Here is a 24,416-nt window from a genome sequence, read left to right on the forward strand (position 1 = left end):
GTTGCAGGAGGGCGCCGAGCGCATCACGCAACGCGGCGGGCCCGTGGTGGCTCGACAGGACCAGGGCCTGGGTCGGGCTGACCGGAACCAGCAGCGCCAGGCCGGGCCGCGCCGCGCAGAACACTGCGCGATCGTGCGCCGGCCAGCGACCGGGCCCCAGCCAGGCGCCGGTTTTGAATTCCCCGCGGCCCGGTTCCGGTGCCCCGGCCGGGCGGCGGCAGCTCGACGCTGCGTGCCGCCGCCAGGTCGATCGCCTCGGCAGGCGTGGACCAGCGGTGTCGTCCGGCCTGGATTTCGATGCGACCGCGGCGCCACCCCACCCGCAGCTCGGGCCTGGGCAGGGCCAGGATCGCAACCACGCTGGCCACGAGTGTCAGGTAACTCAGTGCGCGCAGTGATTCGAACGACACCAGCACGACGGCGTGCGCGGTGAGCACGAGCAGGCCCAGGCGTGCCAGGTGGCGGGCTCGCCGCCACCAGGGCAGGGGATGCAGCAGCAGCCAGTCCGGGGCCTGCCCCGGGGCGGGTCGCGGCTCGGATTGCCGGTCGTCGGCACTGTCGCGTGGTTCGTTCATCGGTCTGCTAGCGTATGCGAAGTACCCCCGACCGTGGAGCCTCATGGACACCCCGCACTCGCGCACCAAGATCCTGGCCACCCTCGGGCCGGCCACCGATGGCCCGGGGCGCATCGAGGCGCTCATCCGTGCCGGCGTCAACGTGGTGCGGCTCAACTTCTCCCATGGCACGCCTGCCGACCACGCCGCCCGCATCGCCGCCGTGCGCGAGGCTGGCCTGGCGCTGGGGCGCGAGATCGGCGTGCTGGCCGACCTGCAGGGACCCAAGATCCGAATCGAGCGCTTCGCCGAGGGTCGCATCCGGCTCCAGGCCGGGCAGGACTTCGACCTGGTCTGCCGCGCCGATGCCGCTCCCGGCAACGAGCACGAAGTCGGGGTGAGCTACCTCGGCCTGGTCGGTGACGTTGCCAAGGGGGACACGCTGTTGCTCGACGACGGGCTGGTGGCGCTGGTAGTCACTGCAGTGCGCGGCGACCGCATCCACACCCGCGTGCTGACCGCGGGGCCGCTGTCGGATCGCAAGGGCCTCAATCGCCTGGGAGGCGGGCTCTCGCTCGGCGCGCTGACCGAAAAGGACCGCGAGGACATCGTCCACGCCGTCGGCATGGGCGTGGATTTCCTGGCGGTTTCGTTCTGCCGTTCCGCCCAGGACATGCATGACACCCGCGAGCTGGCCCGCCAGGCCGGCGGGGTGCCGCACCTGGTGGCGAAGATCGAGCGCGCCGAGGCGATCGAGAACCTCGAGGAGATCATCGACGCCTCCGATGCGGTGATGGTGGCCCGCGGCGATCTCGGCGTGGAGATCGGGGACGCCGAGCTGCCCGGCCTGCAGAAGAAGATCATCCGCGTCTCGCTGGAGCGCCAGCGGGTCGTGATCACCGCCACGCAGATGCTGCAGTCGATGGTCGACAACCCGATCCCGACGCGGGCCGAGGTGCTGGACGTCGCCACGCCGTCATCGACGGCACCGATGCGGTCATGCTGTCGGCGGAATCCGCGTCCGGGCAGTATCCGATCGAGGCCGTCGCTGCGATGCAGCGCATCTGCCTGGGCGCCGAGCGCCAGTTCGACCACGACACCGACTTCGAGGCGGCTCCGCGCGGCCTGGAGCGCTCCGACCAGGCCATCGCGATGGCGGCGATGTTCCTGACCGAGCACATCCCGGTGCGCGCGATCATCGCGCTGACCGAGTCCGGAGGCACCGCCCGGTACCTGTCGCGGTTCCGCTCCAGCGTGCCCATCTACGGCCTGTCGAGGCACGCCGGAGCGCGTCGGCAGATGGGGCTGATGCGCGATGTGTTCCCGGTCGATTTCGACTCGCGCAGCCTGTCCTCGCGCGATGCCGCACGCGAGGCGGTGGCGCAACTGTTCCGTGACGGGCTGCTGGCGACCGGAGACCGGGTCATCTTCACCAGCGGCGATGCGATGGAGTCCCGCGGTGCGACCAACACGCTGCGCCTGCTGGAAGTCGGGCCCGACGGCCAGGCGCAGGGCCTCGGGACGCTGTAGGCCCCGGGCGCGGCATGACCCGAGGGGGTGGGCGGACTATAATGGGCGGATCACGCGACCCCCTCCCGTCCAATCAGGAAGAGCCGACCCCATGAGCATCGAACAGTTGGAAGACACCGCCAAGGCCATGGTGGCCGCAGGCAAGGGCATCATCGCCATCGACGAATCCACCGGCACGATCAAGAAGCGCTTCGACGGCGTGGGCGTGGAGTGCACCGAGGAGAACCGTCGCGCCTACCGCGAGATGCTGCTGACCACCCCGGGCCTGGGTGAGCACATCTCGGGTGCGATCCTGTATGACGAGACGCTGCGCCAGAAGACCGCCGATGGCGTGCCCTTCACCGAGGTCATGACCAGGGCCGGTGTCATCCCGGGCATCAAGGTCGACCTGTCCACGCATCCGCTGGCCGGTTGCCCGGGCGAGGTGGTCACCGAGGGGCTGGACGGACTGCGTGCCCGCCTCAAGGAGTACTACCAGCTCGGAGCCCGCTTCGCGAAGTGGCGCGCGGTGATCAACATCGGCGACGACATCCCGACCGGCACCGCGATCGAAGCCAATTGCCACGCGCTGGCGCGCTACGCCTCGCTGTGCCAGGAGCAGGGCATCGTGCCGATGGTCGAGCCCGAAGTGCTGATGGACGGCGACCACGACATCGACACCTGCTTCGAGGTCACCGAGGTCGTGCTGCGCTCGCTGTTCGGTGCGCTGTTCGACTTCAACGTCTCGCTGGAGGGCACCATCCTGAAGGCGTCGATGGTGCTGCCGGGCAAGGATTGCGCCGAGAAGGCCAGCGTCGAGGAAGTGGCCGAGGCGACGCTGCGTTGCCTGAAGGCGTCTGTGCCGGCCAGCCTGCCGGGCATCGTGTTCCTGTCGGGTGGCCAGTCCGACGAGGATGCCACCGCCCACCTGGATGCGATGAACCGGATGGGTACCCACCCGTGGCCGCTGAGCTTCAGCTACGGCCGCGCGATGCAGTCCGCCGCCCTGAAGATCTGGGCCAAGGATCCCAAGGCGAACGTCGCCGAGGCGCAGAAGACCGTCGCCCAGCGTGCTCGCGAGAACGGCCTGGCCGCGCTCGGCCAGTGGAGCAAGGGCGCCTGACCTGAAGCCTCGATGGACATGGACAACGCCGGCCTTGCGCCGGCGTTGTTCGTTTTGGGCTCCAGGTGGCAGTTCCAGGGTCCGCTCATGACTAACGACACGGCGGATTCACGGGGCCGGCCCCTACAATGCCGGGGGCCAGCCTCTTTCGGGCGCCGAACCGTCCGCAGCAGCCGACTCCTCCGCCGAGCGAAGCCAACGGGCCGGGCTGAACCTTCCAGCGCCGTCATGGTCTCGTCCCGGCATCGGCCCCTCCGTTCCACGACAGGAGCTTCACCTTGATACGTGTTCTGCCCAGTCCCCGCCTTGCCGTGGTGTTCGTCGCCCTGATGGCGCTGGCCCTGGCCGGTTGCCGCTCGGACAACGCCGGTGGCGGAGGGCAGATGCCCGCGGCCACGGTCACCACGACGACGGTGCAACCGGTGTCCTGGACCGACAGCATCCGGGCGCTCGGCACCGCGCAGGCGAACGAGTCGGTGATGATCACCGCAAAGGTCACCGAGACGGTATCGAGGGTCAACTTCGAGGATGGCGACCTGGTGGAGGCCGGCGACGTGCTGGTGGAGCTGTCGGGCCGGGCGGAACTGGCCGAGCTGGCCGAGGCGCGCGCAGGCTTGCAGGAAGCACAGCAGCAGTTGAACCGTGCCGAGCAGCTGGCCGAGCGCCAGCTGGTGTCGCGCAGCGACCTCGACACGCGCCGGGCCGCCGCGCAGTCCGCACGCGCCCGCATGGACACGATCAGCGCCCGCCTGGGTGACCGGGTCATCACCGCCCCGTTCGCCGGCGTGCTTGGATTCCGCGAGGTCAGTGCCGGCACGCTGGTCACGCCGGGCACCACGATCGCCAGCCTGGACGACATCAGCCGCATTCGGCTGGAATTCACCGTGCCGGAAACCTTCATCTCCGCGCTGTCGGTGGGACAGGTGGTGGAGGCCGGCAGTGCGGCCTATCCCGAGCGCAGCTTCGAGGGTGAACTGCGCACGATCGGCTCGCGGGTGGATCCGGTCACGCGCTCGGTGACGGTGCGTGCCGAAATCGAGAACGCAGACCGGGCGCTGCGACCGGGCATGCTCATGACGGTGCGCATCATCCGCGCCCCGCGCGAGGCGCTGGTGATCCCGGAGATCTCCGTGGTGCAGGTGGGCGGCGATGCCTTCGTCTATCGGGTCAAGGACGACGACACCGTCGAGCGCGTGCCGGTGCGCATCGGCGCGCGTCGTGCCGGCGAAGCCGAGGTGGTGGAGGGAATTTCAGAGGGTGACCGGATCGTCGTCCAGGGCGTGGTGAAGCTGCGCGACGGTGCGCGCATCAGTGAAATCGCCGCAGAGGCTCCCGCCGACCCCGACGCCGTCACTGAAGCCGACGCCTGAGGAACTGCGCATGGTCCTTTCCGACATCTCCATCCAGCGGCCGGTCCTGGCGACCGTCATGAGCCTGCTGCTGATCGTGTTGGGCGTGATGGCCTACAACACGTTGACGGTGCGCGAACTGCCCGACATCGATCCTCCGATCGTCTCGGTCAACGTGGATTACCCCGGCGCGTCGGCGGCCGTGGTCGAGACCCGCGTCACCCAGATCCTGGAGGATGCGGTCAGTGGCATCGAGGGCATCGAGAGCGTCGAGTCGCGCAGCCGCAATGGATCGGGTTCGGTCAGCATCGAGTTCAGCCTGAACCGTGACATCGAGGCCGCCGCGAACGACGTGCGTGACTCGATCAGCCGCGTGTTGTCCCGCCTGCCTCCAGAGGCGGACGCGCCGCGGGTGCAGAAGGTCGAGGCCGATGCACGGCCGATCATCTGGCTGAACATGGCATCCGACCGCATGGACACGCTGGAGCTGACCGACTACGCCGAGCGCTACGTCAGCGACGCTGTCCGCCATCGACGGCGTGGCGGCCATCCGGGTCGGTGGCCAGCAGCGCTACGCGATGCGCATCTGGCTCGACAACCAGGCTCTCGCCGCGCGTGGCCTGACGGTGGCCGACGTGGAGGGTGCGCTGCGGCGCGAGAACATCGAGTTGCCGGCCGGAGCACTGGAGGGGGCGGCGCGCGACTTCACCCTGCGCATGACGCGCGCCTATCAGACCGCGGACGACTTCGCGGCGCTCAGCCTCGCGCGGGGAGAGGACGGCTACGTCGTGCGCCTGGGCGACGTGGCCCGGGTCGAACGGGGTTCGGCCGACCGGCGCGCCTACTTCCGCAGCAACGGCCAGCCCAACATCGGCCTTGGCGTCGTCAAGACCTCGACCTCCAACAGCCTCGACGTGGCACATGCGATCCGGGCAGAGGCCGAGCGCATCCAGCCGACATTGCCCGAAGGCACGAACATCTTCGTCGCCTTCGATTCGACGATCTTCATCGAGGCCTCGCTCGACCGCGTCTATCGCACCCTGGTCGAGGCACTGCTGCTGGTGCTCATCGTCATCTACCTGTTCCTGGGCAGCCTGCGGGCCGCCCTGATCCCGGCGGTCACGGTGCCGATCTGCCTGGTCGCCGCCTTCATCGGCCTGGCCGCGTTCGGGTTTTCGATCAACCTGCTCACGCTCCTGGCGCTGGTGCTGTGCATCGGCCTGGTCGTGGACGATGCGATCGTGGTGCTTGAGAACAACCAGCGCGCGCCGATCTCGGCGAGCCGCCGATCGTGGCGGCCAAGCGCGGTACCGCGCAGGTCGCGTTCGCGGTCATCGCCACGACCGCGGTCCTGGTGGCGGTGTTCCTCCCGGTCGGCTTCATGCAGTCCAACGCAGGCCGCCTGTTCCGCGAGCTCTCGGTGGCCCTGGCCGGCGCGGTGGTGATCTCGTCGTTCGTGGCCCTGACGCTGACGCCGATGATGTGCTCGAAGCTCATCCGCCCCAACAGCAAGCCGCGTGGCGTGAACGCCTGGTTCCAGGCCCGGCTGGCCTCGGTCAGCCACGTCTACGGGCGACAGGTCGCCTGGGTGGTCCGTCACACCGTGCGCTGGCGCGTGCTGGGGCTGGCCATGGTCTTCGGAGCGGTCGCGGCGTTGGCGGCGCTGCTGTTCGTGACCATTCCCAAGGAACTCACGCCCGACGAGGACCGCGGCACGCTGTTCGTGATGGTGCAGGGGCCGGAGGGTGCGGGCTTCGACTACACGGTCGCGCAGATGCAGGACATCGAGCGGGTCATGGACCGCTATCTCGGCGAGGACGGGCCGCTGGAGCGCGTGAACTCACGCGTGCCCGGCGGTTTTGGTGCCTCGGAGGAAATGCATACCGGCATGGCGATCGTCTTCCTGAAGGACTGGGGCGAGCGCACGATGGACACCGGCGAGGTGGTCGACGCACTGCGCCGCGATTTCCACCAGGTACCGGGCGTGCGTGCCTTCGCCCAGGGCCGCGGAGGCGGGCTGGGCGGTGGTGGCGGACAGCCGCTGGTCTTCGTGCTCGGTGGCCCCGACTATGTCGAGCTGGCCGAGTGGCGTGACCGGATGCTGGAGAAGATCGAGGAGAATCCGAACATCTTCGGCGCCGACTCCGACTACCAGGAAACGCGCCCGCAGATCCGCATCGACATCGATCGTGCCCGGGCCGCCGACCTGGGAATCTCGGTGCAGGAGGTGGGCCGCACGCTCGAGACGATGATGGGTTCACGTCGCGTCACGACCTACGTCGAAGGCGGCGAGGAGTACGACGTCATTCTTCAGGCCGAAAGCGAGTTCCGGGCCAGCACCGACGACCTGTTCAACATCTACGTGCGCTCGGAGCGGACTGGCCAGCTGGTCCCGCTCTCCAACCTGGTCACGCTCAGCGAAGTGGCGGAGCCGGGCAGCCTGAACCGCTACAACCGGCTTCGCGCCATCACCATCTCGGCCAACCTGGCCGGGGGCTACAGCCTCGGCGAGGCGATCGACTGGGTGGAGACCACGCCCGCGCCGAACTGCCCGACTATGCCCAGATCGACTACAAGGGCCAGTCGCGCGAGTTCATCCGGGCCAGTGGCAGCGTCATGATCACCTTCGCGATGGCCCTGCTGGTCGTCTACCTGGTGCTGGCGGCACAGTTCGAGAGCTTCATCCATCCCTTCGTCATCATGTTCACCGTGCCATTGGCAGTGCTGGGCGCGTTGCTGGGCCTGTGGATCACGGGAGGCTCGCTGAACCTGTTCAGTCAGATCGGCATCGTGATGCTGGTGGGGCTGGCGGCGAAGAACGGCATCCTCATGGTCGAGTTCGCGAACCAGCTTCGCGACGAGGGTCGCGAGGTCACCGAGGCGATCATCGAGGCGGCCGACGTGCGCCTGCGCCCGATCCTGATGACGTCCGTGGCAACGATGGCTGGCGCGATCCCACTGGTCGTCGCCGGCGGTCCGGGTTCGGCCAGCCGCGCGACGATCGGCGTGGTGATCATCTTCGGCGTGGCCTTCTCTTCGCTCCTGTCGCTGTACGTCATCCCCGCGTTCTACTCGCTGCTGGCCCCCTACACCCGCTCGCCGATGTTCCTGACGCGCAAGCTGCAACAGCTCGAGGGGCGGACCCCCGAGGTGGGCGGACATGCCTGAGGCGCCGCGGCGAGCGGGACCGCGCCGGCCCGCCGATGCTCCGGCGGAGACGCGCCTGCATGGCCTGAACGCCTGTCTGGCGGTGTTCCGGCGCCGCCCCGACGCGATCCGGAAGTTGTGGTTGAGCGAGGACCGGGTGCCTGTGCTGCGCGAGGTCATGGCCTGGTGCGCCAGCCATCGCGTCGGCTACCGGATCGTGCCGCGCGAGGACCTGCAGCGGCTCAGTGGCAGCCAACACCATGAGGGCGTGTGCATGGCGGTGTTGCCGGCGCCGATGCCCCGTCTGGATGCGTGGCTAGACGGCCTGGCCCAGGGGCCATCGCTGGCCCTGTGGCTCGACGGCGTGGGCAATCCCCACAACCTCGGGGCCATCCTGCGCTCGGCGGCGCACTTCGGCGTCGCTGGCGTGCTCCTGCCTGCCGGCAGCGGGCTGGCCGTTTCGGGAGCGGCTGCACGCATTGCCGAAGGCGGCGCTGAATCGGTGCCACTCGTCGAAGCCGGGCAGCCGTCGAGTGCGTTCGCGCGCCTGCATGCGGCCGGCTTCACGCCGATCGCAACCGTGGTGCGCGGTGGGGACGACCTCTACCGCACCCAGCTGCCCGACCGTCTGCTGCTGGTCATGGGGGCGGAAGGCGAGGGTGTCGACCCGGCCATCGCGGCGGCCTGCGAACGCCGGCTGGGCATTCCTGGCACCGGTGCGGTGGAAAGCCTCAATGTCAGCGCCGCGACCGCCGTGTTCGTTTCCGAATGGGCGCGGCGGCACCACTGAGGCACCGCAGCCGGACCAGGGTGGCGACGCGTGGATTGCCCGACGGTTAACCTCTGGTTTGCGATGATGGCCGCCCGCGAGAGAGGCTTGAAGATGCGTTGGACCCGGATCGTATCGAGTGCATTGCTGGTGGCCTGCCTGGCCTGGGCGCCGGCCCGGGCGGCGGACTACCGTGTGGAGTACCACGTCGCCTTCGAGCCCGAGCGCGGCGTCGCCCGGGTGCGCATCGATTACCGCCCCGGCGAGGGGCGCGTCAGCGAGTTCGACTTCAACGTCGGAACCTCGCGCTACCGCAACGCCTCCGGCGATGGCGAGCTGGAGGTCGCCCAGGGGCGCATGGTGTGGAACCCGCCTGCCGACGGCGGCAGCCTGAGCTACGAGTACCGCGTGGATCGCCGCCGCCGGGGTGCCGGCTACGACGCCCGCATGACCCCCGACTGGGTACTGATGCGCGGGGACCACCTGGTGCCGGCGGCGGTCGTGACGAGTTCACGGGGCGCGGCGTCCGACGCCAGCCTGCATTTCGAATTGCCCGAGGGCTGGAGCGCCGTCGAGACCGGTTGGCCGCCGCGCGGGGAAGCCGCCACCTTCACCATCGACAATCCGGAACGTCGCTTCGACCGGCCCACGGGCTGGATGATCGCAGGCGACCTCGGCATCCGCCGCGAGCAGCATCGCGACGTCGAGGTGGTGGTGGCCGCGCCTCGCGGCGACGGCATGCGCCGCAACGAGATCCTGGGGATGACCAACCTGGTGCTGCCGGAAATGCGCGATGCCTTCGGCATCATGCCGGAGAAGCTGCTGATCGTCGGTGCCGGCGACCCGATGTGGCGCGGTGGCCTGTCGGGGCCCAACAGCCTGTACATGCATTCGGACCGGCCGCTGATCAGCGAGAACGCGACGTCGACGCTGGTGCACGAGCTCGTGCACATGGTGACCCGCGTCCAGGGCAACCAGGAGCAGTGGATCGCCGAAGGTACGGCTGAATACTATTCGCTCGAGTTGATGCGTCGCGTGGGGCTGATCAGCGAGAGCCGTTTCGAAAGGGCGCTGGAATGGATGCGCAACCGTGGCGAGGGCGTGCGTACGTTGCGCGATGTCCGCGCCCACGGCCCCAAGACCGCGCGCGCGGTCATCCTCTTCCACGAACTGGCCGGGGAGATCCAGGAGGCCAGCGATGGCGAGCGCAGCCTGGACGACGTCATGCGTCGCCTCATCGAAGTGCGCGTACCCAGCCTCCATGACCTGCGCGAGGCTGCCGAAGCGGTGATCGGACGCCCGTCCACCACCCTCGACAGCCCCTTGCTGGACTGACCTCAGTCGCTTCCAGGCGGCGCGCTGCCGAAATCGCCCTCGGCCTCGGCGGCCAGCCAGGCGAAGACCGCGTAGGCCGCCACCTGCTGGTCGATGTCGCCGGCATCGATCTTGTCCAGCGTGTCGTCGGCGGTATGGTGGTAGTCGAAGTACAGCGTGCCGTCCTGGGCCAGTTGCGCCCAGGTCACGCCGCGGGTGGCCAGGGGAATGATGTCCGGCCCTGGCCCGCCGACCCCGCGCTCGGTCTCGATACCCAACGGGCGCAGGACGTCCCCGATCTGTTCGATCGCACCCCAGGCCTCGTCCTTGGCGTTGGAGCGGAGTGCATAGATCCGGCCGGCACCGAAGTCGCTCTCGGCGGCGATGACGTGTTCGCGCACGCGCGTGGCTTCGTGCTGGGCGTAGGCACGCGCGCCCAGCAGGCCGATCTCCTCGGCCGCGAACGCGATCACGCGCACCGTGCGGCGCGGACGTTCGGGCAGCTGGCCGATCAGGTGGCCGGCGGCGAAGGTGATGCCGATGCCGGCGCCGTCGTCCAGCGCACCGGTGCCGAGGTCCCAGGAGTCCAGGTGCGCACCGATCACCACCATTTCCTCCGGCGCCTCGCGGCCGATGAGGTCGCCGATGACGTTGTGGGAGGTGTACTCCCCGGGAGTCATCGTCTCAAGCATCAGGCGGACGCTGACCGGCTCGCCCAGCGCGATCAGGCGCGAAAGCTGGTCGGCGTCGGGATTGGCCAGCGCGGCGGCCGGGATACGCGCGACACCGTCCTCGTAGCGCATCTGCCCGGTGTGCGGGAAACGGTGCTCGGCGGTGCTGATGGACCGGATCAGCAGGCCGATCGCGCCCTTGCGCGCGGCCTCGACGGCACCGGTCGATCGCGCGGCCACGGCCGGCCCGTAGCCACGGCCATCCCGGAAGCGCTGCATTCGGTTGGAGATGTAGGCGATCTTGCCTTCCAGGCTGCCGTCGGGTGCGTCGGCGAGGGCCTGCAGGTTCGGGAACTCGACCACCTCGGCTTCGATGCCCTCGGCCGGGGTGGCCACGCTGCCGCCCAGCGCGGTGATCTTGAGCGGCTGCGGAACGGTCCCGAGGATCTCGGCGCGCTCTTCCCCGCGCAGCCAGACGTCGAAGGTGACCGGAACGGTGGTGACGCGATCGAAGCCCAGCGCCTCGAACTTCTGCTTGGCCCACTCCACCGCCCTGGCATCGGCCTCGGTTCCCGGCATGCGCGGACCGATCACGGTGGTGAGTTCCTCGATGATCGCGTATCCGGGATTTTCGGCCAGTGCGCGATCGCGCAGCCCGGCCGCGGTCTCGATCGCCGCTTCCGGAATGCGGGTCTCGCCGGCTGTGGCGGGCACTACGGTGCCCAGCGCGAGGGCGGCCAGCAGCATGGGAAGGGCGTGGGTACGTGGATGCATTGGAACTCCTGAAATGACGAACGCCGGCGCAGGCCGGCGTCCGAGTGGGCCGGGGGATTCAGCGGGTCCGCAGCGCGTCGCGGATCTCGCGTAGCAGCTTCGCCTCTTCGCTGGGCTCGGCGGGTGCCGGCTCCGGCGGGGCCGGTTCGGTGCGCTTCAACCGGTTGATCGCCTTGACCACCAGGAAGATCGCAAAGGCCACGATGACGAACTGTAGCAAGGCGTTGACCAACTCGCCGATGCCGATGGTCACGGCCTCGGCCTGCGCGGTGGCCTCCCGCAGCGTGATGACCAGGTCGTTGAAGTCGATGCCGCCGATCAGGAGGCCGAGGGGCGGCATGATCACGCGCTCGACGAGCACGGTGACGATGCGCCCGAACGCCACGCCCAGCACCAGGCCGACCGCCAGGTCGACGACGTTGCCGCGCATCGCGAATTCCTTGAACTCCTTCGTCATGCTCATCGCTGTTTCCCCCGCGGAGTAATGTCCCGGCACCGGGTCGGGCCGGGCAGTGGCAGCCAGACTCTAACCCCAAAACAACCGCTTCCGGCCGGGAGCCGGGGCAGGTGCATGTCAGTCGCGGGCGAAACTGCCCTCGAGCACGACCAGGTCGTCGATGCCTGCCCTGTAGTGGTCGCCGGGTGACAGCGCCGCCACGCCGGCAGGCGTGCCCATGAACACCAGGTCCCCGGCGCGCAGTTCATAGAGCCGGGAGAGGGCGGCGATGACCTCGGCGGTCGACCACACCATGGTGTCGAGCGTGGCCTGCTGGCGTCGCTCGCCGTTGACCTCCAGCCACAGCCGGGCATCGGCCGGGAGACGGGCCTCGTCCAGCGGGACCAGTTCGCTGACCGGCGCGGAGCGGTCGAAGCCCTTGGCCGTGTCCCAGGGCAGGCGGCGCTCCTTGGCGATGGCCTGCAGGTCGCGGCGGGTCAGGTCGAGGCCGACGGCATGGCCGTAGACCAGCGCCCCGGCCTCTTCGATGCCGACGACGCCCCCCGGCATCGCGTCCCAGCGCCACGACCAGCTCGACCTCGTGGTGCAGGTCGCCGGTGGCCGTGGGAAACGGCATCTCTCCGCCGCCCGGAACCACCGCGTCGGCCGGCTTCATGAAGAAGACCGGCTGGCCGCGATCGATGCTGGCGCCCATCTCGGCGGCATGGTCGGCGAAGTTGCGGCCGACGCAGTAGATGCGGTGTACCGGGAACCGTGCGTTGGATCCGCGCACCGCAAGCGAGGGCGCCGGCAGGACCGGCACGACGAAACGTTCGCTCATGGGGTCGCCGTCCGGATCAGCGGGGCAGGAAATCGTGCGGCTTGCGCACGACGTCGTACTCGCCTTCGATGACGTGCGCATCGTCGGGGCCCGTGCGATGGCCACCCTGCCGGTGCACACCCATCAGCGCGGCCGCCAGGCGGCGCGTGGCGGTGAAGGCGAGCATGGCCAGGCCGATGAACAAGCCGAACACCAGCAGCATGGCCAGTACGGCGATGCCGAGCAGGGCCACCCCGAGTCGCAGCAGCGGATTGCGCGGGCGGCGGAACTCGAAGCGGGAGAAGCGGTAGCGGAAAGACTGCATGGGCGTGGATACCCTGTGGGACAATGCCCGCCCGTGGTGGCGGGACGCCCATGCTACAGAGTGGTGACAGGCCAATCGTGAGAACTTCGTTAAATCCGCCGCTGTGCCGCATCGACGCCATCCCCGAGGGCGGCGCGCTGGCGGCCGAGGCCCTGGTGGACGGTGAAGCCTGCGACCTGCTGCTCACCCGTGAGGGCGACCGGGTGCAGTGTTTCCACAATGTCTGCCCGCATGCCGGGCGGCGACTGGACTGGGCGCCGGGCCGTTTCCTCATCGACAAGGGGCTGCTGGTGTGTGCCGTCCACGGCGCGATGTTCCGCCGTGGCGATGGCGAATGCGTGAGCGGGCCCTGCCGTGGGCAGTCGTTGGCCGTGGTGGCGGTGGAAGTGCGCGACGGCGCGGTGCACCTGGTCGGTTAGAACATCACGTTCACGGCCACCAGCACGATGCCCAGATAGACGAAGGTCAGCGGGATGCCGACCTTGAGCAGGTCGAGCGGCCGGTAGCCGGCCGGGCCGGCGATCATCGCCAGGACCGGGTTGGATGCGCTCAGGAAATTGTTCGAGGCCGACAACGCCACGATGAGTGCGAACACCACCGGGTTGCCACCGACGATCAGCGCGAGGTTGATCGCCATCGGCACCATCACCACGGTGGCCCCGACGTGGGTGATCACCAGGGCGAACATCGTCGTGAGCAGTCCCACGGCCGCCTCCAGCACCCAGATCGGCACGTCCGTACCGAGTCGGTCCAGCACCTGGATCGCTATCCAGCCCGCCGTCCCGGTGGAGTCCATGGCCCAGCCCAGCGGGATCAGGCAGGCCATCAGGAAGACGGTCTTCCAGTTGATCGCGCCGTAGGCCTCGTCCATGTTCAGCACGCCCAGCACCAGCATGCCCACCGCGCCGGTCATCAGTGCCAGCGGCACCGGCAGTTCCGCCGACAGCGCCAGGCCCAGCGCGACGGCGAACACCGCCAGCGCCACCCACAGCTTGTGCGGGCGCTGCTGCTCCTTCGGGTAGTCGGTGACGACGACGAAGTCGCGGTCCTCCGACGCTTGGGCCAGGCTCTGCCAGATCGAGTGGAACACCAGCATGTCGCCGGACTTGATCGGCATGTGGCGGATGTCCTCGCGCCAGATCTCACCGTCGCGGTTGATCGCCAGCAGGCTCATGCCGTGGCGCTTGCGCAGCTGCAGGTCGGCCTGGGTCTTGCCGATGAAGCGGGAGTTGGGCGGAATCACCGCCTCGGAAATGCCGGCCCGGCTCGGGTTGAACAGGTCGGCGAAATTGCGCAACCGTGGCGAGACGCGGAGCAGGTTGTTCTGGGCGTAGTCGTTGATCTCCTCGCGCCGGCCCATCGCACCGATCACGCTGCCGACCCAGATCATGGCGTCCGCCGGTGCGGCCAGCCGCGACTCGTTGCCGCTCTTGAGTGCGAGGAACAGCGGTGCATCGCGCTGGGCCTCCGCCTCGCCGATCGACATGCCCACCAGCGGGCTGTCGGCGGTGACGGTGAGCTCGTAGATCTCCCCGCCGATGCCGTAGGCGTTGGCGAAGTAGCTCTCGGTGCGTGCCGGAGTGACGCCCTTGTCCTCTCCACCACCCAGCAGTCGCCGGCCGAACAGCCGGAACAGGAGCACGCTGGCCAGCAGCAGCGCGATGCCGATCGGCAGCGGCGCGAACATCTCGAACCCGGTCAGCGTCGCCACGCCGGAGGGCAGGTTGGAGTTCGCCGACAGCACCAGGTCGTTGAGCATGATGAGCGGTGAGTTTCCGACCATCGTCAGGCTGCCGCCCATGACGATCGCCACGCCGATCGGCAGCAGCATGCGCGAAAGAGCCACGCCGGTACGCGCCGACAGGCGCGAGGCGACCGGCAGGAACAGCGTCGCCACCGAGGGGTTCTGCATGACCGAGGAGACCAGGCCGGCCATGATCGAGGTCATCCAGATCAGGCGCTCCTCCATGCCCTTGGACACCCGCAGCAGCCACACCGAAAGGCGGTTGAGAGCCCCGGTGCGGTCCAGGCCGGCCCCGAGGATCATCGTCGCGATGATCGAGATGACCGCATTGCCGGCAAAGCCGCCGAACAGCCGCTCGGCCGGCACCAGGCCCAGCAGGCCCAGCGCCACCAGCACGATCAGCGCGGTCACGTCCGGGCGCAGCTTCTCGAGCATCAGCATCACCATGGTGAAGCCGACCAGGGCCAACACGAGCATCATGTCGGTGGTCAGGGCCATGCTGCTGCCGGTGGCCAGGTTGTCCATGGCGTCCATGGGGCGGGCTTGCGCTATCTCCTGTCGGGTGCTCGGAACTCGAAGGGGTCAGGTGCGTTCGTACAAAAGATCCCACACGCCGTGGCCCAGTCGGACACCGCGCTGCTCGAAATGTGTCTGTGGCCGCCACGACGGCCGCTCGGCGGCCGTGCGCGGCCCCAGTGTGTTGCGCAACGCCGGCTCGGCCTCGAGCACGTCGAACATGTGCTCGGCGTAACCCTCCCAGTCGGTGGCCAGGTGCAGCAGGCCACCCGGCTTCAGGCGGGAGACGACCAGGCCCACGAACGCCGGCTGGACCAGCCGGCGCTTGTGGTGGCGCTTCTTGTGCCACGGATCGGGGAAGAAGATGCGGACTTCATCCAGCGCCCCCGGGGCGATCTCGTCGCGCAGCACCTCGACCGCGTCGTGGCAGTACAGGCGCACGTGCTCGCGGGCGTCGTCGGCCAGCGCATTGAGCAGGCGGCCCACGCCGGGCCGGTGCACCTCGACGCCGATCAGGTCGCGGTGCGCCTCGTTGCCGGCGGCGAAGCGCAGCGCCTCGCCGTTGCCGAAGCCGATCTCGAGCACGCGCTCGGCCCGGCGGGCGAACACGGCGTCGAGGTCGCGAACCGTGCCCTGGTAGTCCAGGCCGTAGCGCGACCAGTGCTGGTCGAAGGCACGCTTCTGCGCCGGCGTCAGCCGGCCCTCGCGCAGCACGAAGCTGCGGACCTGGCGACGACCGGGTTCACCGGTGAAGGGCCGGCGCTGGGCATCGGCGGGCGTCGGGGGCGTGGGCGGCTGTTTTTCGGACATCCCTGTCCCGCCCTCAGAGGAACAGGCCGTCGAGCGGTGAGGATGCGGAGGCGTTGCGCTTCTTCGGGATCCGGCCGGCCAGGAAGGCTTCGCGCCCGGCCTCGACCGCCTTGCGCATCGCGCTGGCCATCAGCACCGGATCCTTCGCGCCGGCGATCGCGGTGTTCATCAGCACGCCGTCGCAGCCCAGCTCCATCGCGATGGCGGCATCCGAGGCGGTACCGACTCCGGCGTCCACGAGGATCGGAACCTTGGCGTTGTCGATGATCTCGAGCAGGTTCCATTTGTTCTGGATGCCCAGGCCCGAGCCGATCGGGGCGGCCAGCGGCATCACCGCCACGCAGCCGATGAGCTCCAGCTGGCGGGCGACGATCGGGTCGTCGGAGGTGTAGACCATCACATCGAAGCCGTCGGCCACCAGTCGCTCCGCGGCGGCCAGGGTCTGGACCACGTCCGGGAAGAGTGTCCTGGGGTCGCCGAGCACCTCCAGCTTGACCAGCTTGTGGCCGTCCAGGAGTTCGCGGGCCAGCTGGCAGGTCCGCACCGCATCATCGGCGGTGTAGCAGCCGGCGGTGTTGGGCAGCAGCGTGAACTCTTGCGGGGGCAGGGCGTCGAGCAGGTTGGGCTCGTCGGGATCCTGGCCGATATTGCTGCGGCGGATCGCCACGGTGACGATCTGCGCGCCGGCGGCCAGCGTGGCGCGTCGGGTCTCGTCGAAATCCTTGAACTTGCCGGTGCCGGTGAGCAGTCGCGAGCGGTAGGTCTTGCCTGCGATGACGAGGGGATCGGAAGGCTGGGAGCTGTTCATGTCGGGAATCGTGCGAAATCCCGTTCATGGTACCAGTGCAGCACGGCACCGTGGTCGCTGGTCCAGCGTCCGGCACCGACGCGTTCGGGGTTCGCTCAGCCGCCGCCCAGCGCGTGCACGACCTCGACCCGGTCGCCCTCGGCCAACAGGTGCTCGCCATGACGGCTCCGCGGGACGACCTCGCGATTGACCTCCACCGCCACGCGGCGTTGCCCCAGCCCGGCGCGCTCGAGCAGTTGTTCGATACTGCACGAGTCGGGGATCTGCGTGGGTTCGCCGTTGAGCTGGATCTGCATGCGGGGTCACTTAGAGTGCGGCGCGGCTGCGATTGCGCCGGTGCTCGGGCGCTGGGCATAATCGCCGCATTGCGGGTGTCGTCTAATGGTAAGACAACAGCTTCCCAAGCTGTGAACGTGGGTTCGATTCCCATCACCCGCTCCACCCTTCCCGGCGGCCCACTGGCCGCCGTCTCGTTTCCCCTCATGCCGGCAACCGCCGCGCAGGGATGGTCGCATGCAGGACGAAGACGAAACCCGCCGGGTGGTGCTCGGGTGGCGGGAGTGGGTGTCGCTGCCGGAGCTGGGCATCGACGCGATCCGCGCGAAGGTCGACACCGGCGCGCGCTCCTCCGCCTTGCACGTGGACTCGATGGAGCTGTTCGATCGCGATGGGTCGGACTGGGTGCGCTTCAGCATCCATCCCGGCGATGAATGCCCCGAGGTCACCGCCCAGGCCCCGGTGATCGACCGCCGGCGCGTCACGGACTCCGGAGGCCATGCGACGGTGCGTGTGTTCATCGCCACCACGCTGGCCCTGGCTGGCCGCCGCCACCGTATTGAAATCAACCTGACCAACCGCCGCAATATGCTGTTTCCGATGCTGCTGGGGCGCACTGCCCTGGAAGGCGCGTTCATCGTCGATGCTTCGCAGTCCTTCACCAGCCACCAGCCCGGCCCTCCCGATGGAGCTTTGAAATGAAGTTGGCGATCCTCTCGCGCAACACCGCCCTGTACTCCACCCAGCGCCTGGTCGACGCTGCGCGCGAGCGCGGTCACAGCGTGCGCGTGCTCGATCCGTTGCGCTGCTACCTGCGCATCGCCCCGAATGCGTTCGAGATGCACTACAAGGGCCGGGTGCTCAGCGGGCTGGATGCGGTGATCCCGCGCATCGGCACGTCGGTCACGTTCTATGGCACGGCCGTGCTGCGCCAGCTGGAAATGATGGATTGCTTCACCCCGAACCCGTCCGACGCGATCCTGCGCTCGCGTGACAAGCTGCGGGCCCACCAGATGCTGGCCGCACAGGGCCTCGGCCTGCCGACCACCGTGGTCGGCGACAACCCGGACGACACCGACGACCTGATGACGATGCTGGGCAAGGCCCCGCACGTCATCAAGCTCAACGAGGGCACCCAGGGCAACGGCGTGATCCTGGCCGAGAGTGCCTCGGCCTCGCGCAGCGTCATCGAAGCCTTCCGCGGGCTGTACGCGAACTTCCTGGTGCAGGAGTTCATCGGCGAGGCCAAGGGCGCCGACCTGCGCTGCTTCGTGGTTGGGGGCAAGGTGGTGGCGGCGATGCGCCGCAAGGCGAAGAAGGGCGAGTTCCGCTCCAACCTGCACCGGGGCGGCACGGCCGCGGCAGTGAGTCTCACGAAGGCTGAGACGGAAACGGCGATCCGGGCGGCCAAGGTCATGGGGCTCAACGTGGCCGGTGTCGACCTGTTGCGTTCGCGTCGCGGCCCGCTGGTGCTGGAGGTGAATTCCTCGCCCGGGCTCGAGGGCATCGAGGGTGCGACCGGCCTGGACGTGGCCGGGGCGATCGTCGATTACGTGGCCTACCGTCACGCCCGGCGCAAGCGTGCCCAGGCCAACAGCCCCGTTAACAAAAGGGTGAAGCCGGCTTAACAGGCATTTAATTCCCCCGGGTCTAGATTAGGCAGCCTGTCCTCTAGTCCAAGCCTCCTCGTCAAGAGCCCGGCTCGGCCCAGAAGGCGGATCGGGGCAGTAGCTTTGGCCCAGGTCAGGCGTCGGAATGCGTCTGCCTGGGCCTTTTTCTGTGCCAGAATCAGCCAAGCTTCGACGGACCAACCATGCCGGGCCAGGCGCCTGCCGGCCAGCATCCAGCCAAAGGAGTGTCCATGCGCATCCTCGTGATTGAGGACAACCGCGATATCGCCGCCAACCTGGGCGATTACCTTGAAGACCGTGGGCATACCATCGACTTCGCCGCGGACGGCGTGACCGGCCTGCACCTGGCCGTGGTCAACGATTTCGACGCCATCGTGCTCGACCTCAACCTGCCCGGCATGGACGGACTGGAGGTCTGCCGCAAGCTGCGCGAGGAAGCGCGCAAGCAGACCCCGGTGCTGATGCTGACCGCGCGCGACACGCTCGACCAGAAGCTGGAAGGCTTCGAGTCCGGCGCCGACGACTACCTGATCAAGCCCTTCGCGCTGCAGGAGGTCGAGGCCCGGCTCAACGTGCTTTCGCGCCGCGGCAAGGCGTCCAAGCCGCGGGTGCTCGAGGTGGCCGACCTGGAGTACAACCTCGACACGCTCGAGGTGCGGCGCCAGGGCAAGCTCCTTCAGCTCAACCCGACCGCGCTCAAGATCCTGCAGTCGCTGATGGAGTCCTCGCCCTCGGTGGTGACCCGGCAGGAGCTCGAAACCCGCGTCTGGGGCGAGGAACTGCCGGATTCCGACAGCCTGCGCGTGCACATCCACGGCCTGCGTGCGGCCGTCGACAAGCCGTTCCCCACGCCACTGATCCAGACCCGCCACGGCATCGGATACCGGATCGCCGATCCAGATGCAGTTCAGGCGTAGGCTTCGCAGCCGCATCATCCTGTCCTTCCTGCTGCTCGGCACCGGGCTGACGGGGCTGTTCGCGATTTCCACGCTGTACCTGCGCGACTGGCTGGAAAACCAGCTGATCGGCGAGGCGCTCACGCAGAACCTCGAGGACTATGCCGAGTCGTTCTACCTCGATCCGGAGCTCGTCGGGGCGCCGTTCGAAAAGATCCAGGGCTTCCTGTACAGCCAGCGCCGCTTCGCCAACGTGCCGATGGAATGGCGCGACCTGCCCGATGGCGTGCACGAGCTGGTCGAGCGTGACGGCGAGGGCGGGCAGCGCGTTTACAAGCTGGCGGTGCGCAAGGACCCGGAGTACTGGTTCTTCCTGAAGTACGACACCACCCAGGAGCAACGCACCCAGCATCTGCTGGCGATCGCGCTGCCGGCGGCCGTGCTGCTGTTCGCCGTGCTCTCCTTCGTTCTGGGGGTCTGGGCTTCCTCGCGCGTGATCAGCCCGGTGCGCGACCTCGCCCGGCGCCTGCGCAGCCTGCAGGAAACCGACCGGCCGACGAAGCTGGCACCGGCATTCGCCGACGACGAGGTGGGCGAGCTGGCCACGGCGCTGGACGAATATGCCGAAAGGCTGACGGAAGTGGTCCAGCGAGACCGCGAGTTCAACGCCGATGTCAGCCATGAACTGCGCACGCCGCTGGCGGTGATCCGCGGTGCCACGGAACTGATCCAGACCACGCCGGACCTCTCGGAGAAGATGCAGCTGCGCCTGGAGCGCATCTCGCGCGCCGAGCAGCAGTGCACGCACCTGATCACCGCGCTGTTGATGCTTTCGCGCTCCGAACGCGGCAGCGGCACGACCGACGTGCGCCAGCTGGCCGAGCAACTGGCCGAGGCAAACCGCATCCAAATGGGCGGCAAGCCGGTCGAGGTGGTGGTGGAGGGTGAGGAAAGCGCGCTGGTCGAGGCGCCCGAGGCGGTGCTGTCGGTGGCGCTGGGCAACCTCATCGGCAACGCGTGCAAGTACACCACCGAGGGCGAGGTGCGGATTCGCGTCGAGCCGCATCGCGTGATCATCGACGACACCGGCCCGGGCATCAGTGCCGAGGACGCCGAGCGCCTGTTCGAGCGGGGCTATCGCGGTTCGGCGGCCGGTGCGACCAAGGGCGGCGGCATCGGCCTGGCGATCGTCAGGCGGTTGTGCGACCTGCACCGATGGCAGGTCAAGCTGGTGCCGCGCGATCCACACGGTGCCACTGCCGTGCTCGACTTCCGGCCACCGCGCATCTGAAAGCGGCGGTCAGGCGGGGCCCGTGCTAGTAGTGGATCCACCAGCAACCCATGTGGCGGGTCATCGCAAAGTGAGTGGTTTCTGGCGGGTAGCCCTCGAAGCCGGTCGGGCCATGGTCCACGCGCAGGCCGCGCGCAGGCGCGGGCAGGCCGCCGTGCTGGCGACCGTCATCGGCGTCGCGGGCCCGCGCCCGGACCGGGTTCGACCTCCACCGCATAGACGCCCTTGGCTGCGGTCCTCGCAAGCGAGCCCATGATCGATTCGGCCCCGCGGCTGGAAGCGCCAGGCCAGTGGTAGAGCGAGGCCAGCTGGTTCACGTCGCGCGACTCAAGTGCGACCCGCAGGCGCATCGCCAGGTCCGCCGGGTCGGCCGCGCAGCCGGTCAGCGGGTTCGGGAGGCCGCCGGTGACCAGGCCCCGGGCGCCCGACCACCGTGCCCCCGGCGGGGGCATCGTCGCCGGCAACGGCGCCTGTCCGGGGCATGTCGCGCGCACCGTGCTGGCTGCAGGGCCGGTCGGTGAACACCGTGTTCCCCGACGCGTCCAGGCAACGGTTGATCGAATTCGCCGCCAGGGAGGTCGCTGGCAGGCTCAGGCACACGATCAGGGCAATGGCGGGGCGCATTCCACAAGGCTACTCCCTGCCGGGCCGCACTGAGTCACAGGCGCGTCAATACCGCTTCGGTCGGTCTGGATAGATTCAGCGTGTAGAAGTGCAGTTCCGGCGCTCCGCCGTCGAGCAGCCGGCGGCACAGCGCCGCCACCGCATCGGAAGCCAGCTCCCTGGCCGCGTCGCGGTCGTCGCCGTGGGCCTGCAGGCGCTTGGCCAGCCAGCGCGGGATTTCGGCACCACACTGCTCCGAGAACCGCCTGAGCTGGCTGAAATTGGCGATGGGCATGATGCCGGGGATGATCGGAACCTCCACGCCCAGCGCCCGCGCCTCGTCGACGAATCGGAAGTAGGCATCGGCGTTGTAGAAATACTGGGTGATCGCACCGTCGGCGCCGGCGTCGACCTTGGCCTTGAAGTGGCGCAGGTCGGCCAGCGCGTCGTCGGCCTGGGGATGGGTTTCCGGATAGCACGCCACCTCGACGTGGAAATGGTCGCCGTGTTCGGCGCGGATGAAGGCCACCAGATCGCTCGCATAACGGAAGTCGCCGGCGCGCGCCATTCCCGACGGCATGTCGCCGCGCAGTGCGACGATGCGCCGACAGCCCTGCTGGCGGTATTCGTTGAGCAGTTGCGCGATCTCCGCGCGCGACCCACCCATGCAGCTCAGGTGCGGCGCCGCTTCCAGGCCATGCTCCTGCTTGAGCCGGCGCACGGTTTCCGGCGTATAGCTCAGTGTCGAGCCTCCGGCACCGAAGGTCACGGAAACGAACTCGGGACGATGGGCGGCCAGGCGCTTGGCGCTTCGCGCCAGCTGGGCGTGCTGGTCGGGCGTCTTGGGTGGGAAGAACTCGAACGAGACACGCATCGGCGGGCGACCCTATTTGGCTTGGGACAGTTAAACATATCTCTTTGTCCGGATGAAGAGAAATAGACTCCGGAATAAAAGCGCGTAAAAACCGATGCTTGCATGGAGGTCGAGTCGGATTTCACGGAGCGGTGTCAGAAAGGTGGGGTGCTCTCCCCGCTCGAGGTTTTGCTCGCAGCCGGCAGCGTGCACATCGCCGCCGGCTGAACGCCACCGGCGCCGAGCCCGGGGCGGGCTGCTACAATCCCGCCCCTAATGATCGCCTTCAGAAACCTCGCCCTGCGCCGCGGCGAGCGTCTGCTGCTCTCCAACGTCGACCTCAGCCTGCCTTCGGGTAGTCGTGTCGGCGTGGTGGGCCGCAACGGTTGCGGCAAATCCTCGCTGTTCGCCGTGGTCAACGGCGAGCTGGAACCCGACCTGGGCGACATCGACCTGTCGGCCAAGGTGCGCATCGCCAGCGTCGCCCAGGAAACGCCGTCGCTGCCCGATCCGGCGATCGACTTCGTGATTTCAGGCGATGCGGCGCTGTGGAAGGTGATCCAGGCCGAAGCCGCGGCAATGGAGGCCGAGGACTACGAGGCGGTGGCCGAGGCGCACCAGAAGCTGGCCGAGATGGACGGCTACGACGCGCCGCGCGCGCCGGCAAGCTGCTGCATGGCCTGGGCTTCCCGCCGGAGACGCACGACAAGGCGGTCTCGGAGTTCTCCGGCGGCTGGCGCGTGCGCCTCAACGTCGCTCGCGCGCTGATGACGCCGTCGGACCTGCTGCTGCTCGACGAGCCCACCAACCACCTCGACCTCGATGCGGTGCTGTGGCTCGAGCAATGGCTGCTCAAGTACCCCGGCACGATGCTGATCATCTCCCACGACCGCGAGTTCCTCGACGGGGTCAGCACGCATACGCTGCACCTGCACGATCGCACCGCGAAGCTCTACACCGGTGGATACACCCGATTCGAGCAGCAGCGTTCGGAGCACCTGCGCCTGCAGCAGATCGCCTTCGAGAAGGAACAGGTCGAGCGCGAGCACCTGCAGAAATTCATCGACCGCTTCAAGGCCAAGGCCTCGAAGGCCAAGCAGGCGCAGTCGCGGATGAAGCGCCTGGAGAAGCTGGCCGGCACCGAGGCGGTGCGCGCCGAGCGTGGCCTGCACATCAATTTCGAAGCGCCGCCGAAGCTGCCGTTCTCGCTGCTGCGCCTCAACGACGTCGACGCCGGCTACCGTTCGGGCAGCGCCAACGACTCCGACGAGCATCTGCCCGGCGAGCCCGACACGGTCGGGCACGACGCGGTGATCCTGCACCAGGTCGGTTTCGGCCTGGAGTCGGGCAACCGGGTGGCGTTGCTGGGCCCCAACGGCGCCGGCAAGTCGACCCTGGTCAAGACCCTGGTCGGTGAGCTGCAACCACTGACGGGCGAGCGCATCGCGCACAACGACCTGCGCATCGGCTACTTCGCCCAGCACACGGTGGAAAGCCTGCGCGAGGGAGCCAGCCCGATCGACCACCTCAAGGACATCGCGCCGGATGCCTCGACCCAGGAGATGCGCAACTTCCTCGGTCGCTGGTACTTCCCGGGGGACCGTTCCTTCGAAAACGTCGACGGCTTCTCGGGTGGCGAGCGAGCACGACTGGCGCTGGCCCTGATCGCCTGGCGCAAGCCCAACGTGCTGCTGCTCGACGAACCGACCAACCATCTCGACCTGGAGATGCGCGAGGCGCTGGCCGAGGCGCTGGCCGACTTCGATGGCGCGATCGTCATGGTCTCGCATGACCGGCATCTGATCGGCCTGGTCTGCGACACGTTCTGGCGCGTGGCCGACGGCACCGTGGAACCGTTCGACGGCGACCTGGACGAGTACGCGGCCTGGTTGCGTACCCGCGCCAACAAGCCGGCCGAGAAGCCGGCGGCGGCCAAGCCGGCAGCGGCTGCCGCAGCCACGCCCGCGAAGCCGGCCCCGCGGTCGGACCGCAAGCTGCTCGAACTCGAACAGCGCATGGAGGCGGTGGCCGCGGAACTGGCCGAAGTCGATGCCGCGCTGGCCGATCCCTCGCTCTACGAGGGCAGCAACGACCGCCTGCCGGTGCTCGGCAGGCGCCAGGGTGAGCTTCGAGAGGCGCACGCCGCGGCCGAGGCGGCGTGGCTGGAAGCCTACGAGCGGCAGGAAGCCGGCTGAAC

General features: G+C 68.7%; 19 protein-coding genes, 1 tRNA gene and 5 pseudogenes. 13 read left to right on the forward strand and 12 right to left on the reverse strand.

Features of this window, described 5'->3' with window-relative positions:
- Positions 1-23 precede the first annotated feature (23 nt).
- Complete coding sequence (locus FU658_RS07200; protein WP_147891464.1) at positions 24-575, reverse strand: hypothetical protein; 552 nt, start codon at positions 573-575, stop codon at positions 24-26.
- A 43-nt stretch (positions 576-618) separates the two neighbouring features.
- Between FU658_RS07200 and pyk the strand changes: the two are divergent.
- The 6 genes and pseudogenes from pyk to FU658_RS07230 all read left to right on the forward strand — a co-directional run bounded on the left by pyk (position 619) and on the right by FU658_RS07230 (position 9,786).
- Positions 619-2,084 (forward strand): annotated as a pseudogene (gene pyk / locus FU658_RS07205) (pyruvate kinase).
- Positions 2,085-2,175: 91 nt separating this feature from the next.
- Positions 2,176-3,186, forward strand: coding sequence for a class I fructose-bisphosphate aldolase (locus tag FU658_RS07210; RefSeq protein ID WP_147891465.1), 1,011 nt, complete (start codon positions 2,176-2,178; stop codon positions 3,184-3,186).
- A gap of 278 nt (positions 3,187-3,464) precedes the next feature.
- Positions 3,465-4,556 (forward strand): efflux RND transporter periplasmic adaptor subunit, encoded by a 1,092-nt coding sequence (locus FU658_RS07215; protein ID WP_255505469.1) that lies wholly within the window; start codon positions 3,465-3,467, stop codon positions 4,554-4,556.
- A 10-nt stretch (positions 4,557-4,566) separates the two neighbouring features.
- Positions 4,567-7,703 (forward strand): annotated as a pseudogene (locus FU658_RS07220) (efflux RND transporter permease subunit).
- On the forward strand, positions 7,696-8,472 hold the full coding sequence (locus FU658_RS07225) for a TrmH family RNA methyltransferase (RefSeq protein ID WP_147891466.1): 777 nt from the start codon (positions 7,696-7,698) through the stop codon (positions 8,470-8,472). Before FU658_RS07220 ends, FU658_RS07225 begins: the two are co-directional and overlap by 8 nt.
- Positions 8,473-8,565: 93 nt before the next feature.
- Positions 8,566-9,786, forward strand: a complete 1,221-nt coding sequence (locus FU658_RS07230; protein ID WP_222708377.1) for a hypothetical protein — start codon at positions 8,566-8,568, stop codon at positions 9,784-9,786.
- A 2-nt stretch (positions 9,787-9,788) separates the two neighbouring features.
- On the opposite strand, the gene FU658_RS07235 is transcribed toward FU658_RS07230, so the two are convergent.
- The 4 genes and pseudogenes from FU658_RS07235 to FU658_RS07250 all read right to left on the reverse strand — a co-directional run bounded on the left by FU658_RS07235 (position 9,789) and on the right by FU658_RS07250 (position 12,791).
- Complete coding sequence (locus FU658_RS07235; protein WP_255505470.1) at positions 9,789-11,210, reverse strand: M28 family peptidase; 1,422 nt, start codon at positions 11,208-11,210, stop codon at positions 9,789-9,791.
- A gap of 58 nt (positions 11,211-11,268) precedes the next feature.
- On the reverse strand, positions 11,269-11,673 hold the full coding sequence (mscL, locus tag FU658_RS07240) for a large-conductance mechanosensitive channel protein MscL (RefSeq protein ID WP_147891468.1): 405 nt from the start codon (positions 11,671-11,673) through the stop codon (positions 11,269-11,271).
- A gap of 111 nt (positions 11,674-11,784) precedes the next feature.
- Positions 11,785-12,487: pseudogene (locus FU658_RS07245) on the reverse strand (fumarylacetoacetate hydrolase family protein).
- Between the two features lie 16 nt (positions 12,488-12,503).
- On the reverse strand, positions 12,504-12,791 hold the full coding sequence (locus FU658_RS07250; protein ID WP_147891469.1) for a hypothetical protein: 288 nt from the start codon (positions 12,789-12,791) through the stop codon (positions 12,504-12,506).
- A gap of 77 nt (positions 12,792-12,868) precedes the next feature.
- Between FU658_RS07250 and FU658_RS07255 the strand changes: the two genes are divergently transcribed.
- A complete protein-coding gene (locus FU658_RS07255) occupies positions 12,869-13,210 on the forward strand; it encodes a Rieske (2Fe-2S) protein (RefSeq protein WP_255505471.1) in 342 nt (113 codons plus the stop codon).
- Here FU658_RS07255 and FU658_RS07260 read toward each other — a convergent pair.
- The 4 genes from FU658_RS07260 to thiS form a co-directional block, all read right to left on the reverse strand.
- Entirely contained in the window at positions 13,207-15,060 is a 1,854-nt protein-coding gene (locus FU658_RS07260; RefSeq protein ID WP_147891471.1) for an SLC13 family permease, read from the reverse strand. The two genes, FU658_RS07255 and FU658_RS07260, sit on opposite strands and share 4 nt — an antisense overlap.
- 57 nt (positions 15,061-15,117) lie before the next feature.
- A complete protein-coding gene (gene trmB / locus FU658_RS07265) occupies positions 15,118-15,861 on the reverse strand; it encodes a tRNA (guanosine(46)-N7)-methyltransferase TrmB (RefSeq protein WP_147891472.1) in 744 nt (247 codons plus the stop codon).
- Positions 15,862-15,874: 13 nt separating this feature from the next.
- The gene (locus FU658_RS07270) at positions 15,875-16,669 is read right to left on the reverse strand and encodes a thiazole synthase (protein WP_147891473.1); all 795 of its coding nucleotides are present in this window, start codon (positions 16,667-16,669) and stop codon (positions 15,875-15,877) included.
- Between the two features lie 95 nt (positions 16,670-16,764).
- Positions 16,765-16,965: a sulfur carrier protein ThiS gene (gene thiS / locus FU658_RS07275; RefSeq protein ID WP_147891474.1), complete on the reverse strand. Its 201-nt coding sequence runs from the start codon at positions 16,963-16,965 to the stop codon at positions 16,765-16,767.
- Positions 16,966-17,036: 71 nt separating this feature from the next.
- Between thiS and FU658_RS07280 the strand changes: the two genes are divergently transcribed.
- From FU658_RS07280 to FU658_RS07300, 5 genes are all read left to right on the forward strand, one after another.
- Positions 17,037-17,110, forward strand: a tRNA-Gly gene (locus FU658_RS07280).
- Between the two features lie 72 nt (positions 17,111-17,182).
- Complete coding sequence (locus FU658_RS07285; RefSeq protein ID WP_147891475.1) at positions 17,183-17,647, forward strand: ATP-dependent zinc protease family protein; 465 nt, start codon at positions 17,183-17,185, stop codon at positions 17,645-17,647.
- Positions 17,644-18,573, forward strand: a complete 930-nt coding sequence (rimK, locus tag FU658_RS07290) for a 30S ribosomal protein S6--L-glutamate ligase (protein ID WP_147891476.1) — start codon at positions 17,644-17,646, stop codon at positions 18,571-18,573. The genes FU658_RS07285 and rimK overlap by 4 nt, the downstream gene beginning before the upstream one ends.
- 233 nt (positions 18,574-18,806) lie before the next feature.
- A complete protein-coding gene (locus FU658_RS07295; protein WP_147891477.1) occupies positions 18,807-19,493 on the forward strand; it encodes a response regulator transcription factor in 687 nt (228 codons plus the stop codon).
- On the forward strand, positions 19,477-20,763 hold the full coding sequence (locus tag FU658_RS07300; protein WP_147891478.1) for a sensor histidine kinase: 1,287 nt from the start codon (positions 19,477-19,479) through the stop codon (positions 20,761-20,763). Before FU658_RS07295 ends, FU658_RS07300 begins: the two co-directional genes overlap by 17 nt.
- A gap of 167 nt (positions 20,764-20,930) precedes the next feature.
- Here the strand turns inward: FU658_RS07300 and FU658_RS15175 are convergent, their stop codons facing one another.
- The 3 genes and pseudogenes from FU658_RS15175 to metF form a co-directional block, all read right to left on the reverse strand.
- Positions 20,931-21,257 (reverse strand): hypothetical protein, encoded by a 327-nt coding sequence (locus FU658_RS15175; RefSeq protein ID WP_255505472.1) that lies wholly within the window; start codon positions 21,255-21,257, stop codon positions 20,931-20,933.
- Between the two features lies 1 nt (position 21,258).
- Positions 21,259-21,387: pseudogene (locus FU658_RS16020) on the reverse strand (DUF4124 domain-containing protein); the annotation flags it as partial.
- A 34-nt stretch (positions 21,388-21,421) separates the two neighbouring features.
- Positions 21,422-22,240, reverse strand: a complete 819-nt coding sequence (gene metF / locus FU658_RS07315) for a methylenetetrahydrofolate reductase [NAD(P)H] (protein WP_147891481.1) — start codon at positions 22,238-22,240, stop codon at positions 21,422-21,424.
- Positions 22,241-22,495: 255 nt separating this feature from the next.
- Between metF and FU658_RS07320 the strand changes: the two are divergent.
- Positions 22,496-24,414 (forward strand): annotated as a pseudogene (locus tag FU658_RS07320) (ABC-F family ATP-binding cassette domain-containing protein).
- Positions 24,415-24,416 lie beyond the last annotated feature (2 nt).

The organism is Alkalisalibacterium limincola (assembly GCF_008017755.1).
GTDB lineage: Bacteria > Pseudomonadota > Gammaproteobacteria > Xanthomonadales > Xanthomonadaceae > Alkalisalibacterium > Alkalisalibacterium limincola.